General features: G+C 65.6%; 15 protein-coding genes. 3 read left to right on the top strand and 12 right to left on the bottom strand.

Going from position 1 to position 14,689, the window contains the following annotated elements; translation table 11 throughout:
* Both trpB and AABQ55_RS02585 read right to left on the bottom strand, forming a co-directional pair.
* Positions 1-1,221, bottom strand: coding sequence for a tryptophan synthase subunit beta (trpB, locus tag AABQ55_RS02590; RefSeq protein WP_272807157.1), 1,221 nt, complete (start codon positions 1,219-1,221; stop codon positions 1-3).
* A complete protein-coding gene (locus tag AABQ55_RS02585) occupies positions 1,218-1,901 on the bottom strand; it encodes a phosphoribosylanthranilate isomerase (protein WP_272807156.1) in 684 nt (227 codons plus the stop codon). Before AABQ55_RS02585 ends, trpB begins: the two co-directional genes overlap by 4 nt.
* A gap of 130 nt (positions 1,902-2,031) precedes the next feature.
* Here AABQ55_RS02585 and AABQ55_RS02580 point away from each other — a divergent pair, with 130 nt between their 5' ends.
* Positions 2,032-2,229 (top strand): YqaE/Pmp3 family membrane protein, encoded by a 198-nt coding sequence (locus AABQ55_RS02580; RefSeq protein WP_064331995.1) that lies wholly within the window; start codon positions 2,032-2,034, stop codon positions 2,227-2,229.
* Positions 2,230-2,231: 2 nt separating this feature from the next.
* Here the strand turns inward: AABQ55_RS02580 and AABQ55_RS02575 are convergent, their stop codons facing one another.
* The 9 genes from AABQ55_RS02575 to AABQ55_RS02535 form a co-directional block, all read right to left on the bottom strand.
* Entirely contained in the window at positions 2,232-2,993 is a 762-nt protein-coding gene (locus AABQ55_RS02575; protein ID WP_272807155.1) for a M48 family metallopeptidase, read from the bottom strand.
* Between the two features lie 219 nt (positions 2,994-3,212).
* The gene (locus AABQ55_RS02570) at positions 3,213-3,647 is read right to left on the bottom strand and encodes a DUF2852 domain-containing protein (protein ID WP_244770776.1); all 435 of its coding nucleotides are present in this window, start codon (positions 3,645-3,647) and stop codon (positions 3,213-3,215) included.
* A gap of 128 nt (positions 3,648-3,775) precedes the next feature.
* Positions 3,776-5,068 carry a polyhydroxyalkanoate depolymerase gene (gene phaZ / locus AABQ55_RS02565; protein ID WP_272807154.1) on the bottom strand — a complete coding sequence of 431 codons (1,293 nt, stop codon included), beginning with the start codon at positions 5,066-5,068 and terminating at the stop codon, positions 3,776-3,778.
* A gap of 178 nt (positions 5,069-5,246) precedes the next feature.
* Complete coding sequence (locus AABQ55_RS02560; protein ID WP_272807153.1) at positions 5,247-6,269, bottom strand: zinc-binding alcohol dehydrogenase family protein; 1,023 nt, start codon at positions 6,267-6,269, stop codon at positions 5,247-5,249.
* A 1-nt stretch (position 6,270) separates the two neighbouring features.
* Positions 6,271-7,245 carry an ABC transporter permease gene (locus AABQ55_RS02555; RefSeq protein ID WP_244770773.1) on the bottom strand — a complete coding sequence of 325 codons (975 nt, stop codon included), beginning with the start codon at positions 7,243-7,245 and terminating at the stop codon, positions 6,271-6,273.
* A 26-nt stretch (positions 7,246-7,271) separates the two neighbouring features.
* Complete coding sequence (locus tag AABQ55_RS02550; protein WP_272807152.1) at positions 7,272-8,825, bottom strand: sugar ABC transporter ATP-binding protein; 1,554 nt, start codon at positions 8,823-8,825, stop codon at positions 7,272-7,274.
* Positions 8,826-8,913: 88 nt separating this feature from the next.
* Positions 8,914-9,900 (bottom strand): ABC transporter substrate-binding protein, encoded by a 987-nt coding sequence (locus tag AABQ55_RS02545; protein WP_244770771.1) that lies wholly within the window; start codon positions 9,898-9,900, stop codon positions 8,914-8,916.
* Positions 9,901-10,110: 210 nt separating this feature from the next.
* Positions 10,111-10,557: an RbsD/FucU family protein gene (locus AABQ55_RS02540; protein ID WP_272807151.1), complete on the bottom strand. Its 447-nt coding sequence runs from the start codon at positions 10,555-10,557 to the stop codon at positions 10,111-10,113.
* A gap of 26 nt (positions 10,558-10,583) precedes the next feature.
* Positions 10,584-11,603 carry an aldo/keto reductase gene (locus tag AABQ55_RS02535; RefSeq protein WP_272807150.1) on the bottom strand — a complete coding sequence of 340 codons (1,020 nt, stop codon included), beginning with the start codon at positions 11,601-11,603 and terminating at the stop codon, positions 10,584-10,586.
* A 193-nt stretch (positions 11,604-11,796) separates the two neighbouring features.
* Here AABQ55_RS02535 and AABQ55_RS02530 point away from each other — a divergent pair, with 193 nt between their 5' ends.
* Together AABQ55_RS02530 and AABQ55_RS02525 are read left to right on the top strand one after the other, a co-directional pair.
* Complete coding sequence (locus AABQ55_RS02530) at positions 11,797-12,675, top strand: GntR family transcriptional regulator (protein WP_272807149.1); 879 nt, start codon at positions 11,797-11,799, stop codon at positions 12,673-12,675.
* A 10-nt stretch (positions 12,676-12,685) separates the two neighbouring features.
* On the top strand, positions 12,686-13,792 hold the full coding sequence (locus tag AABQ55_RS02525) for a mannitol dehydrogenase family protein (RefSeq protein WP_272807148.1): 1,107 nt from the start codon (positions 12,686-12,688) through the stop codon (positions 13,790-13,792).
* Positions 13,793-13,868: 76 nt separating this feature from the next.
* Here AABQ55_RS02525 and AABQ55_RS02520 read toward each other — a convergent pair whose 3' ends face one another.
* Entirely contained in the window at positions 13,869-14,669 is an 801-nt protein-coding gene (locus AABQ55_RS02520) for an aldolase/citrate lyase family protein (RefSeq protein WP_244770766.1), read from the bottom strand.
* Positions 14,670-14,689 lie beyond the last annotated feature (20 nt).

Here is a 14,689-nt window from a genome sequence, read left to right as displayed (position 1 = left end):
TTAGAGCTCCATGCCGAGGATCTTGCCGACGGTGAAGATATCCTTGTCGCCGCGGCCGGAGAGGTTCATCAGGATGATCTGGTCCTTGCCCATCTTGGGCGCCCGCTTGATCACCTCGGCGACGGCATGGCTCGGCTCCAGCGCCGGGATGATGCCTTCAAGCCGGGTAAGGAGCTGGAAGGCTTCCAGCGCTTCCTCGTCCATGATCGGCACATATTCGGCGCGGCCGATTTGGTGCAGCCAGGCGTGCTCCGGGCCGATGCCGGGATAGTCGAGGCCGGCGGAGATCGAATGGCCTTCCTTGATCTGGCCGTCGGCATCCTGCAGCAGATAGGTGCGGTTGCCGTGCAGAACGCCCGGCGAGCCGGCAGTGAGCGAGGCACAGTGCTCGTCGCCGTCAAGCCCCTTGCCGCCCGCTTCGACGCCGACGATCCGGACGTTCGCGTCGTCGAGGAAGGGGTGGAAGATGCCGATGGCATTGGAGCCGCCGCCGACGGCCGCGACCACCATATCCGGCAGGCGGCCTTCGGCTTCCAGCAGCTGCTCGCGGGCTTCCGTGCCGATCACGGCCTGGAAGTCGCGCACCAGCTCCGGATAGGGATGCGGGCCGGCGGCGGTGCCGATCAGGTAGTAGGTGTCCTCAACATTGGTAACCCAGTCGCGCAGCGCCTCGTTCATGGCGTCCTTCAGCGTGCCGTGGCCGGCGGTGACCGGGCGCACCTCGGCACCGAGCAGCTTCATGCGGAAGACGTTGGGCGCCTGGCGCTCGACATCCGTCGCGCCCATGTAGACGACGCAGGGGAAGCCGAAGCGCGCGGCGACGGTGGCCGAGGCCACGCCATGCTGGCCGGCGCCGGTTTCCGCGATGATGCGCGTCTTGCCCATGCGCTTGGCGAGAAGGATCTGGCCGATGCAGTTGTTGATCTTGTGCGAGCCGGTGTGGTTCAGCTCCTCGCGCTTGAAATAGATCTTCGCGCCGCCGAGATGCTGCGTCAGGCGCTCGGCATAATAGAGCGGGCTCGGGCGGCCGATATAATGCGCGCCGAGTTGCTTCAGTTCCGCCTGGAAGGCCGGATCGGTCTTGGCCTTGTTCCACTCATCCTGAAGATCGAGGATCAGCGGCATCAGGGTTTCGGCGACGAAACGACCGCCGAAAATGCCGAAACGGCCGTCCTCGTCCGGACCCTCGCGGTACGAATTCAGGTTGGGTGACTGGTTCACTTGCCTCTCCCTGCGGCGGTCTGGCGTTCCGCTTCCCGTGCCGCTTCAAAAAATGCGTCCATCAGGCCGAGGTCCTTGACGCCCGGGGCGCTCTCGACCCCGGAACTGGCGTCGATGCCCGGCGCGCCGGTCAGCCTTACGGCCTCGGCGAGGTTATCCTTGTTCAACCCACCGGAAAGCATGTAATCGACGCTTCCGTCAAGCAAATGCATGAGCGTCCAGTCGAAGGAGACGCCGTTGCCGCCCGGAAGCTCGGAGCCCGCCGGGGGCTTGGCATCGAAGAGGAACCGGTCGGCGATGCCGATATAGGGATCGATCTTCTTCAGATCGTCCGCCTCGCGCACCGAAAAGGCCTTCATGACGGGCAGGCCGTAGACAGCCTTGACGTTCAGCACGCGCTCCGGGCTTTCGCTGCCGTGCAGTTGAAGGATGTCCGGCGAGAGCTGGTCGACGATCTCGTCGAGGTCGTCATTGTCGGCATTCACCGTGACGGCGACGATCTTCACCCGGCCGCGCACCCGATCCGCGAGGCGCCCGGCGTCGGACGGCTCGATGTTGCGCGGGCTCTTGGGAAAGAAGATGAAGCCGATATGGGTGGCGCCGAGCGCCACGGCCCTGTCGACGGCCTCTTCGGTCTTCAGCCCGCAGATTTTGATGTCGAGTGGCGTTTCACGTTTCATGGGCGCAGGCAGTCGCACGAATCACCGGAAGAGTCGAGCCGAAAGACGGCGCCCAGGCCTCGGGAAGCGCCACCCTTGCGCCCGCTTCGAACGAGCCCATATGGAGGGGAACTGTAGTCTGGAGGTCCCCATGCGGCTCATCATCGCCATCCTTCTGCCCTTTCTCGTGTTCTTCACCATCGGGCGGCCGATTGCCGGCATCATCTGCCTCATCCTGCAGATCACGCTGATCGGCTGGCTGCCGGCGGCCATCTGGGCGGTCTATGCGCTGGGGCAGTACAATACGGACAAGAAGATCCGCGAGGCGCTGGCCGATCGCGGCCGCTGAATTCAGCCGAAATCGACCGCGTGCAGCAGGCTGCCATTGCGCTTCAGCCAGCGCTTGGCATCGGCGGTCGTCGGGCAAAGCTGGTCGCACAGCGCCCAGAAGGCCGGGCTGTGGTTCATTTCCTTAAGATGCGCCACCTCGTGGGCGGCGAGATAATCGATCACGCCGGGCGGCGCCATGGCGATGCGCCAGGAGAAGCTGAGCGCACCATCCGCCGAGCAGGACCCCCAGCGGCTGCGGGTATCGCGCAGCGTCAGCGACTTCACGCGCTTGCCGATGCGGCCGGCATGCACGGCGACAAGGCGTTCCAGCTCCAGCCGGGCCTCCTTCTTCAGGAAATCGCAGATGCGGCGGGGAATGCTCTCCTCCATGCCGCCGACGCGCAGCACCGCCTCGTCGTCGATGACCAGGGCCTCCGTCAGGCCGCGCAACCGGCCGGTCGCCTCGATGCGATGGGAGACGCCGCGGATCATCACATAGCCGCCGTCCATGAGCTCGTTCGTCGTGCGGAACCTGGCGAGCTTCGTCATCAGCCAGCCTTGGTGGCGATCGAGGAAATCGCGGATCTCGCGCTCGGCAATGCCGCTCGGCACCGTCATGCGCAGCGCCCGCCCACCCGGCTCGATACGCAGGGTGAGCCGCGTCGCGCGAAAATCCCGCCTTATGGTGAGCGGCAAGCGCTTGCCGTTGACGTCCATTTCGCGCCGCTCCGGCGGAGGCGGCGTCTTCAGGGCCTTTCTGGGCTTGCGAAGCGAGGGGAACATGCTGCCTTTCATAGCCGATTCGGCCGAAACTGAAACGCCCCGACGAAAAACCGGCGCTCAAGGCGCCGGTCTTTTCCAGGGTCGCGATCCCTTACTCCTCCGTCATCCTCGGGCTCGACCCGAGGATCCACCAGCCGGCGGCATGGATGGTCGGGTCAAGCCCGACCATGACGGAGGGTGTGGGGACGGAATGCCCTATCTCCACGCGGTATCGTCCGCTCAGGTCGCCGGGAAACCCGGCACGTCGCCCTGGCCCTTGGCGCGGCGTTCGCGCATGAAGCGGTCGAATTCCTCCTGGTCCTTGGCGCGGCGAAGCTCGCGGACGTAGGAGTCGAATTCCTCGCGCATCTCGTCGAGCTTGCGGCGTTCCTCGTCGAGGCGGGAGAGTTCGGCATCACGCCAGTCGTCGAAGGCGACGTTGCCGGTGGCGCCGCGGAAGGCGGAACCGGCGCGGCGGCCGAACTTGCCGCGGCAGGAGGCAAACATGCCGTCGACGGTGTCGTTGGCGTCTTTCTTGAAGGATTTCAGACGGTCGCCGAAGATGATGTAGGCGAGCATGGCAAGGCCGAGCGGCCAGAACACCACGAAGCCGAGCACCATCAGGGCGATGGTCGCAGGCGTCCAGTCCGGACGAATAAGCGCTGACTGGTTCATGTGCAATCTTCCTCACGATCGGCGGAAACCACCCTGGTTTCCGGTGAATCCGATGTGGGCAGAGCGCGGATCGCGTTCAAGACAATGCACCGACAATTCGGGCAAGTGCCTGAAAGCGGACCAAAAAATCAGGCGCCCGCGCCAGCCTTGCCGCCCTTGATGACGCGCGGCGTCACGGGCTTTGCCTTTTCGCCGCGGCCATGCTCGCCGATGAAGGACAGGATGCGCGGGGCGATCTCCCGGCGGAAGCGCGAGCCGTTGAAGACGCCGTAATGGCCGACATCCGGCTGCATGTAGTGCATGCGCATGTGGTCGGGGATGTTGGTGCAGATCGTCTGCGCCGCCTTCGTCTGGCCGACGCCGGAGATGTCGTCGTTCTCGCCCTCGACGGTGAGCAGCGCCACCTTGCGGATCGCCGTCGTATCGACCGGGCGCGAGCGGTGCATCATCTCGCCCTTCGGCAGCGCGTGCTTCATGAACACGGTCTCGACCGTCTGGAGGTAGAACTCGGCGGTGAGATCCATGACGGCAAGATATTCGTCATAGAAGTCGCGGTGCTTTTCGGCCGCATCGCCGTCGTTCTTGACGAGATGGGCGAAGAATTCCTTGTGGGCGATGACATGGCGGTCGAGATTCATCGACATGAAGCCCGACAGCTGCAGGAAGCCCGGATAGACCATGCGCATGAAACCGGGCTGCGGCCACGGCACGGGCATGATGACATTGTCGCGGAACCATTCGATCGGCTTTTCTTCCGCCAGCTTGTTGACGGCGGTCGGGTTGATGCGCGTGTCGATCGGCCCGCCCATCAGCGTCATGGTGGAGGGCGACAGCGGATCGTTGTCGGCTTCCATGACCGCGACGGCGGCCAGCACCGGCACCGCCGGCTGGCAGACGGCGATGACATGGGTATCCGGCCCCAGCGCGTGCAGCATCTGGATGACGTAGTCGATATAATCGTCGAGATCGAAGCCGCCGTCCGACAGCGGCACCATGCGCGCATCCACCCAGTCGGTGATGTGGACCTCCGCATGCGGCAGTAGCGCCTCGACCGTGCCGCGCAGCAACGTCGCATAGTGACCGGACATCGGCGCGACGATCAGGATCTTCGGGTCCTTGCGGTGGCCGGCCGGCAGACAGCGCTCGAAATGGACGAGATTGCAGAAGGGGCGCTGCCAGACGACCTTTTCATGCACGGAAACGCTCTGGCCGTCGATAAGGGTGGTCGGAAGGTCGAAATCGGGCTTGCCGTAGCGCCGGGTGCTGCGCTCCAGCACTTCGAAACCGGCGGCCATGGTGCGGCCGAAATAGGTGTGGGTGAGCGGATTGAGCGGGTTGCGGAAGGCGAGACGCATCTGGTCCGCCATGGCGCGCCAGGGTGCCATCACCGCATGGTTGAGTTCGTAGAGCTGATAATACATCGGACGCGATACCCCATTCTGGGTGCGGGGCTCAGAGCCCTCTGCACCGTGTCACCCCGGTTTCCGCAGATGCGAAAAGACTAGCATGTTTTCGCTGCGTGGCAACACGCCGCATGGACATCCTAAACCTGTGAACCTTTCGCGGGCATGAACGGATTTCAGGCTTTTCATCGCGGTTTCAGCTTTCAGGCGATATGCGCACGACGGCCTTGATGAGACCCGATTTTTCGGTCGCCCAGCGGGCAAGGTCGACCGGGACGCGCTCGAGCGTGGTGCGATGGGTCACCAGCGCCTCGACCGGCACGCGGCCCGCGCGGATGTTCGCCATCACATGCTCGAAATCGGCACGCGTGGCATTGCGGCTGCCGATCAGCATCATCTCGCGCTTGTGGAACTCGGGATCGGAAAAGCGGATGTCCTCCTTCACCACGGAAACGAGCACGAGCGCGCCGCCATGGGCGACATGGTGGAAGGCCGCCTCGATGGATTGCGCATAACCCGTCGCGTCGAAGACGGCGTCGAAGCCTTCGCCGCCGGTGGCCGCCAGCACCGCCTCGGCCGCACCGGGGCCGGCAAGGATGCCCTTTGCCAGGCCGAAGCGCTCCGCCGCCATGGCGAGCCGCTCGGCTGAGGTGTCCATCAGGGTGACGTCATGGCCGGCGATGCGCGAGAAGAGCGCCGTGCCGAGGCCGATCGGGCCGGCGCCGATGACGAGGGCGCGCGAACCGGCCGGGGCCAGAGACCGGCGCACCGCATGGGCGCCGATCGCCAGGAACTCCACCGTCGCCGCCGCCTCCAGCGACAGGCCGTCGGCCGGATAGAGATTGTCCGCCGGCAGCAGGATCTCCTCGCAGAAGGCGCCGTCCGTGTGCACGCCGAGCACGCGGATCGCCGTGCAGCAGTTCGGCTTGCCCTGCCGGCAGGCGACGCAGGTGCCGCAGGAGAGATAGGGGTTCACGACCACAGGCGCCCCGGCGGCGAGCGGGCTCGTGCCGGGATCGAGGATGGTCGCCGAGACCTCGTGGCCCATCACCCGGGGATATTCGAGGAACGGATGCTTGCCCTCGAAGATATGATAATCGGTGCCGCAGATGCCGACATGGCTGACGGCGACGCGCACCCAGCCCTCCGGCAGGCCGGCCGGGTTCTCGCGCTCGGCAGCCTCCAGGCGGCCGGGTTCCACACAGACGACAGCTTTCATCTCAACGGCTTCCGCGGCGGCGCAGCTGGTCGAAATAGACGATGACGATGATCAGAAGGCCCGTGATGATGCGCTGCCAGAAGGAGTTGATGTTGAGGAGGTTCGCGCCGTTGTTGATGGTGGCGAGGATGAAGGCGCCGAGCAGCGGCCCGTGCACCGAGCCGACCGCGCCGAAGAGGCTGGTGCCGCCGATGACGGAGGAGGCGATGGCCTGCAGCTCCCAGCCCTCCGCCTGCGTGGCATTGCCGATGCCGATGCGCGAGGCGAGCAACAGGCCGACGAAGGCGGCGCAGGTGGCCGACAGGATATAGGCGAGATAGATGGTGCGGTCGACATTGACGCCGGAAAGCCGCGCCGCCTCCTTGTTCGAGCCGACCGCGAAGAGATAGCGCCCCCAGCGCGAGAGATGCAGGAAGACGAAGGCGGGGATGGCCACCAGGATGACCATCCAGAACAGGCTGGGCACGCCGAGGAAATCGGCGCGGGAGAAGTTCGTAAAGCCTTCGTGGCTGATCGAGATCGTCGCGCCGTTGGTGATGAGCAGGCCGATGCCGCGCAGCGAGGTCAGCGTCGCCAGCGTGATGATGAAGGGCGGCAGGCCCATGCGCACGATGCCGAAGCCATGGAAGGCGCCGATGGCGACGCCGATCAGCAGCGTCAGGATGATCGACAGCCAGAGCGGCACGCCCGCCTGCAGCAGCCAGGCGACGATGACGCTGGTGAAGCCGACGATGGCCCCGACGGAGAGGTCGATGCCGGCCGTGATGATGACGAAGGTCTGGCCGACCGCCAGGATCGCCGTCATCGCCCCCTGACGCAGGAGGTTGCTGATGTTGTTCGGCGTCCAGAAGGCATTGGTGGAGACGCCCAGCAGCAGCCAGAGGAACAGCAGCAGCCCGAGAAGGGTCAGGCCGAGCAGGATGTTCGTGCCCTTCTTGGGTGCGGGTGCGCTTTCCGTCGTCGTGTCCACGCTCATGTTCTTCTCCCTTTTTCGCGCGGCGGTTAGATGCCGATGGCCTGGGTCAGGACGTCCTCATGGGTGGCCGCCCGGTGGTCGTGGCTGGCGACGAGCCGGCCGCCCCTGAAGACGTGCAGCCGGTCGGCCAGTTCATAGACTTCCGGCAGATAGGACGAGATGAGGATGATGCCGGCGCCCTGCTTCAGGAGTTCGCCGAACAGGCGGTAGATCTCCGCCTTGGTGCCGACGTCGACCCCGACGGTCGGCTCGTCGAAGATGAACAGCCGCGCGCCATGGCTCAGCCACTTGCCGATGACGATCTTCTGCTGGTTGCCGCCGGACATGGCGGAGGCGAGCACACGGCGCGACGGCGTCTTGATGCGCAGGTCGCGGATCTGCCGGTCGGCGTTGGCGGCCTCGTCGCCGCGGCGGATCGTCAGGCCCGAACTCAGCCTCCTGAAGACCGGCAGGTTGATGTTGAGGCCGATCGGCAGGTTGAGGCAGAGCCCCTGGTCGCGGCGGCTTTCCGGGGCGAGCGCGATGCCGAGCTCCATCGCCTGGCGCTCGTTGCGGATATCGACCTTCGCCCCGTCCCAGAAGATCTCGCCGGCCGAGACCGGCTGGCGGCCATAGAGGCCGAGGGCGAACTCGCTGCGGCCGGCGCCGATGAGGCCGTAGAGGCCGACGATCTCGCCGGCGCGCACCGACAGCGACACGTCGTTGAAACCCGGTCCGGACAGGCCGCGCGTCTCGACGATGACTTTGCCGGCCGGCACCTTCTCCTTGTGGTAGATCTGCTCGATCGAGCGGTTGATCATCAGCGCGATCAGCTCGTTCTCGTTGGTCTCGCTTATGAGGCGCGTGCCGACATGGGCGCCGTCGCGCAGCACCGAGACGCGGTCGGCCAGCTCGAAGACCTCCTCCATGCGATGGCTGATATAGACGATCGTCACGCCCTGGTCGCGTAGCCGGCGAATGAGCCGGAAGAGCTGGGCGGATTCCTGGCGCGTCAGATAGGCGGTCGGCTCGTCGAAGATGAGGAAGCGGATGCCGCGCATGGCGGCCTTGGCAGTGGCGACCAGCTGCTGCTGGCCGATGGTGAGGCTGCCGAGAAGGGCGGCGGCCGGCAGCTGGAAGCCGAGATCGTCGAGCACCGCCTGGGCCGCGCGCTCCATCGCCGCCTTGCGCATCAGGCCGTAGCGGTTCATCTCGTCGCCGAGGAACATGTTGGCGGCCACGGAAAGATGCGGGCAGAGCACGACCTCCTGGTGCACGGCATTGATGCCGCGGGAAATCGCCTCGTTCGGGGTGGCGAGCTGCACGGGCTTGCCGCACCAGAAGACCTCGCCCGCCGTGCGGCGGATGACGCCGGTCAGGAGCTTGATGAGGGTGGACTTGCCGGCGCCGTTCTCGCCGACGATGGCATGGATCTCGCCGGCGAGGAACGTGACCGTCGCCGGTTTCAGCGCTTCCACGAGGCCGTATTTCTTCTGCAGTCCACGCAGTTCGAGGATGGGCGCGCCGCGCGGCACCGCTTCGGATTCGGCGAGCTTGGCCTCGTCTTCATGCCGATGGCTGAGCTCTTCAAGGCTGCTCATCGCTGTCTCCTCCCGACTGCGTGGAAAGCGTCCCGCCCGGATCATGCGGCCCGGGCGGGCGGATCGTCAAACGCTTCGCGGGAAGCGGTCAGATCTTCGGATTGAGCAGGGCGTCGATCTTCGGATCGGCCATGTTCTCCTGGGTCACCAGGTTCGCGCCCGTGTCGACGAAGGCTTCGACCTTCTCGCCCTTGGAGACCGCGAGCGCCGTTTTCACGCCGTCATAGCCCATGCGGTAGGGATCCTGCACGACGAGGCCGGCCAGAACACCTTCCTTGAGGAAGCCGACGGTCTTTTCATCCGAATCGAAGCCGATGACCTTGATCTTGTCGCCGAGCTTGTTTTCCGCGATCGCCTGGCCGACGCCCTGCGCCATGATGAGGTTGGAGGCAAAGACACCGACGAGGTTCGGATTGGCGGTGATGAGGTCGGTCATCATGTTGAGGCCGGTGGTGGCCTGGCCGTCCGCATACTTGTCCGCCACCACGGTCAGGCCCGGATATTTCGTCTTGACCTGGTCGAGGAAGCCCTCGCGGCGCTGGTCGAGCGAGCCGACGCCCGGCAGGCTGGTGATGATGGCGATCTCGCCCTCTTCCTTGCCCGTGGCGGCCTTGATCGCCGCGGCAAGCCCGTCTGCCGCGATGCGGCCGCCCTGGACGTTGTCCGTCGTCAGGAACGAGGTAAAGGCCTTGGAATCGGCGCCCGAATCGATGCCGATGATCGGCACGGACTTGGCCGCCTCGTCGACCGGCTTGCCGAGTGCCTTGAATTCCGTCGGCGAGATGACGACGGCGGCCGGCCCGCCGGCCACGGCGTTTTCGAGGATGCTGATCTGGCCGTTGATGTCGGATTCCGATTGCGCGCCGAGTTCCGGCACGTTGACGCCGAGATCCTTGCCGGCCGCGCGCGCGCCGGCGAGCACGATCTGCCAGTAGAAGGACGTCGTGTCCTTGACGATGATCGGGATGGTGACGTCCTGCGCGAGGGACGCGGCAGGGCTCATGGTGGCGAGGACTGCGGCACCCGCGAGCGCCGTGAAGGCGCGGCGAGACAGAAGCGATCTTACAATGCTCATCAGGTTTCTCCTCTCAAATGCTTCCCGTTCCTGTTGGGATCGCGTCGCGGGAAGCGGGCAACTCGATCTTTTATCGATAAAAAACATTTTGCAGGCAGGCTACACCTCCCTGCCTTTGCTGGCAAGCGAGGGCGTTTTTCCGAAAATGCTGCGCTCGAAACTGCTCCAGTCCATGCCATCCGTCCTCCCAAACGATGGCCGCCGGGGCGGCTAGACCTGAAATACCTCGTGCGGGTGCACGACACCCTTCTTCAGAATGATATTGCCATAGAGGCGGAACTCCGTCGTGGCGACGATATAGGCCGCCTTCCTCGCCATCTCGTAGAAGGCGAAGCGCTCGACCGCGTGCACCGTGAAATCGCCGGCCAGCCGGTGGACGAGATCCTGGAAGGTCGCGCAGACCTCGGGCACCGCCGCGGGATCGCCGACGACCTCCATGCGCCAGGCGGCCTGCGGCACGAAGGTATCGAGCGGCATATGCGCGAGGATCGCCTCGGTGATCGACACGGCATCGACCCCGTCGGCCCGGATGACCCTCGGGCCGAGGAAACTCGACGGGAAATTGGCGTCGGCGATGACGATGTCGTCGCCATGGCCCATGGTCCGGATGGCGTGCAGCAGATCCGGCCCGAGCAGCGGATGAATGCCTTTCAACATGCCCTGGCGATCCTCCCAGATCGAAATCATTGCCGGACGGCGTTTTCCCCGAGGTCCGGCGCGACCACTGTATGCGGCTCGAAAGCCGGGTAAATGTCCTGCGGCAGGTCCATGCGTGCCAATGCCATGTTGCGGCGCAGGCTCTCCGGCTTCGCGGTGCCGATCAGCACCGAGGCGACGGCCGGGTGGCTCAGCGGAAACCGGAGCGCCGGCGCGGCGAGCGGCACGCCCCCTTGCTGCGCGATCGCCATCATCGCGCCGACCCTGGCCGCGACATCGGACGTTGCCGGCATGTAGTCGAAATGCGCGCCCTCCACCGGTCCCGTCGCCAGGATGCCGGAATTGAACACGCCGCCGACCACCAGGGAAGTGCCCCTCTTCCCGCACAGCGGCAGCAGGTCCGCGACAGCCGAGCGGTCGAGCAGCGTGTAGCGGCCCGCCAGCAGGATGCAGTCGAGGTCGGCGTTCCCGAGCACGTCGAGGCAGACCGGCACCTCGTTGACACCGAGCCCATAGGCCTTGATGACGCCCGACGCCTTCAGTTCCTCCAGCGCCTTCAGGCCGGTCTCAAGCAGCTGGCGCAAATGGAAGGCGTTGCGCTCGGCACCGTGCGTGTAGACGCCGATATCGTGCACATAGAGAATATCGATGCGGTTCAGCCCGAGTCGGGCATGGCTGAGCTCGACGGAGCGCATGATGCCGTCATAGCTGTAGTCGTAGCGCACGTCGAAGGGCAGCGGATCGACATAGCCGTAGCTCGGCACCTTGTCGTCGGCGACGGGAACCATGATACGGCCGACCTTGCTGGACAGCACCCAGCTGCCTTTCGGCTTGTCGCGCAGGAAATCGCCGGCGCGGCGTTCCGCGAGGCCGAAACCGTACCAGGGCGCGGTGTCGAAATAGCGCAGGCCCTCGTCCCAGGCAGCCTGAAGCGTTTCCATCGCCGCGTCACGCGGGCAGGCCCGGTAGAGACCGCCAAGCGCCGCTGTGCCGAAGCCGAATTCGGTCACAGCCAGGCCCGTCCTGCCGATGGTGCGCGTCTTCATTGAGCCTCCCCGCCGGCGTCCTCCCGCCGACGTTTTGTCTTTTATCGACAATAGACAGATTGCCGTCAATGGGTAATATGCGGGAAGGAGGAAACGGGGGGATGACGACGCCGGCGCTTCGGGCGGCCCGCGTCCGGCCTTTCGCCCGGTCAGCCCGCAAGGGACGCAACAGACCAGAGAACCGGCAGCACCCATGGCCAAGCAGAACACCGTCTTCAAGGACGCCTTCAATCGCTGCCTGAAGCTCCTGGAGCAGACGGCAAACCTGCCCTCGGAGCCGGAACTCGGCACCACGCTCGGCGTCAGCCGCACGACCGTTCGCGCGATCCTGACCCGGCTGGAGGAGGTCGGCCTTCTCACCTGGGAGAAGCGGCGCAAGGTCGTGCTGCGCAAGCCGCTCGCCGCCGATTATTTTCCGACCGAGGAAACGGATTCGCTCTCCGAGATCATCGAACGCAGCTTCATGCGACGGATTCTTGCCGGCGGCGCCGAGCCGGGCATGCAGATCAACGAACTGGAACTCGCCCGCGAGATCGGCATCGGCACGACGAGCGTGCGCGAATTCCTCATCCGCTTCAGCCGCTTCGGCCTGATCGAGAAACGACCGAACAGCCATTGGGTGCTGAAGGGCTTCACGCGGGACTTCGCATTGGAGCTGACCGAAGTGCGCGAGATGTTCGAGCTGCGCTCGGCCACCGCCTTCGCCCGCCTGCCGGAGGATCATCCGGCCTGGCGGGAACTCGAGGCGATCGAGGCGGTACACCACGCGATCCTCGCCGATATCGAAAACCGCTACCGGGATTTCTCCGAGCTCGACGAGCGCTTCCACCTCCTCGTGCACCGGGCCTCGAAGAACCGCTTCATCGTCGATTTCTACGACGTCATCGCCATCGTCTTCCACTACCACTACCAGTGGAACAAGACGAATGCCCGCGAGCGCAATGCCCGGGCCCTGGAAGAGCACCTTGCCTATATCGCGGCATTGCGCTCGCGCGATCCGATCGAGATCGAGCTGGCCTGCCGGCAGCATCTGAAATCCGCGCGCGAAACGCTCCTGCAATCGATCAACTGACGAGGACGGCATGGGCACGCCCATCCTGCAATTCGGGACCAGCCGCTTCCTGCAGGCCCATGCGGACCTCTTCATCGGCGAGGCGCTGGAGAGGGGCGAAGCGCTCGGCCGCATCACGGTCGTCCAGACCACGGGCGCCCCGGAGCGCGCGGGCCGGCTTGCCGCGCTCGCGGCGCCGGGCGGCTATCCGGTGATCGTGCGCGGACGCAAGGACGGGCACGCCATCGATTGCGAGCAACGGGTCACCAGCGTTGCGCGCGCGCTTTCGGCGGCAAACGACTGGGACGCGGTGCGGCAGGTCTTTCGCGAGGAGACCGAGGTCGTGCTCTCCAATACCGGCGACACCGGCTACGCAGTGGGGCCGGACGACCTTGCCGGTGCCGTCCCCGCTTCCTTTCCCGGCAAGCTGCTGGCGCTTCTGCACGACCGTTTTTCGGCGAACCGGCGCGGGCTGACCCTCCTGCCCTGCGAACTCGTTTCCCGCAACGGCGACGTGCTGAAGCGGCTGATCCTCGACCTGCAAGCCGATCGTTACCCGGAGTCCGATTTTCGAAGCTGGCTGTGCGAAAGCGTGATCTGGGGCAATACGCTGGTCGACCGGATCGTCTCAGAACCGCTGGAGCCGGCCGGGGCCATCGCGGAACCCTATGCGCTCTGGGCAATCGAGAACCAGCCGGGCCTGACGGCGCCGTGCAGACACGCGGCCATTCTGCTCGTCGACGACCTGACGCCCCATGAAAAGCTCAAGCTGCACATCCTCAATCTCGGCCATACGGTGCTGGCGGACATCTGGATGACGGAGGACAGGCCGGCGGAGGAGACGGTGAGGGCCATTCTCGGCGATGCCGGCGTGCAGCAGAGGCTTCTGGCGATCTACAGCGAGGAGGTCGTGCCCGGCTTTGCCGACCGGGGGCTCGGCAGGGAAGCGGAAGCCTATGTCGCTGCGACCCTGGAGCGCTTCGACAATCCCTTCCTTGAGCACCGCCTCGGCGACATCGCCAGCCACCATGCGGAAAAGCGCGTTCGCCGCATCGGCGACTTCATGGCCTGGACGCCGGGCGTGCCGATGCCGAGGCTGGCGGCGATCGCGGGAGCGGTTCCGGTGAAGTCCGGTTGAGCAATACTGGTATAAATTATTGTTCTTGCTGTATTTCCAGCCGAATCGGTGCATTCGGCCGGAGATGCGGACACGGTCAGTAGCCGCCGCCGCGCTTTTCCGTCCCCTCTTCGCCGAGGAAGGTGCGGCGCAGGGCCCCGGCGGCCGATACGAGGCAATTGACGTCGGTGCCGATCGCCATGAAATCCGCACCGAGATCGCGGTAGACCGCCGCTTGCGGCAGCGACACCGTCATGATGCCCCGCGCCTTGCCGTGGGCCTTCGTGCGCGCGAAGATGTGGGTGATCGCCGCAAGCACCTCCGGCGCGCCGGGATTGCCGAGGAGGCCCATGTCCGCGGCAAGATCCGACGGGCCGATGAAGATGCCGTCGACGCCCTCCACCGCCGCGATCTCGTCGATCGCCGCAAGGCCGGCCCGGCTTTCGACCTGCACGATGAGGCAGATCTCGTCATTGGCGGTCGTCAGATAATCCGGCGTGCGGTTGAAGTCGCTCGCGCGGCCGAGGCCGGCGCCGACGCCGCGGATGCCGTGCGGCGGATAGCGCACCGCGCGCACCAGCGCCTCGGCCTCGGCCGCCGATTCGACCATCGGGATGAGGAAGGTCTGGGCGCCCTGGTCGAGCAGCTGCTTCAGGACCCAGGCCTCGCCCATCGGCGGACGGACCATGGCATGGGTCGGCGAGCGGTGCAGCGCCCCGATCTGCGCGCTGATCAGCGGCATGTCGTTCGGCCCGTGCTCACCGTCGATCAGCAGCCAGTCATAGCCGCTGCCGGACAGGATTTCCGCCGCATAGGCGCTGCCGAGCGCCGCCCACAGGCCGAGCTGGAACCGGCCTTCGCGGAGCGCGGCCTTGAAGGTGTTTTTCGGTGCTGCCACGATTTTCCCTCTCAAACGAA

The sequence above is a fragment of the Shinella sp. WSD5-1 genome (assembly GCF_963942435.1).
Taxonomy (GTDB): domain Bacteria; phylum Pseudomonadota; class Alphaproteobacteria; order Rhizobiales; family Rhizobiaceae; genus Shinella; species Shinella yambaruensis.
Note: the sequence above shows the minus strand (reverse complement) of the source record. Positions and strands in the feature narration are given on the sequence as shown.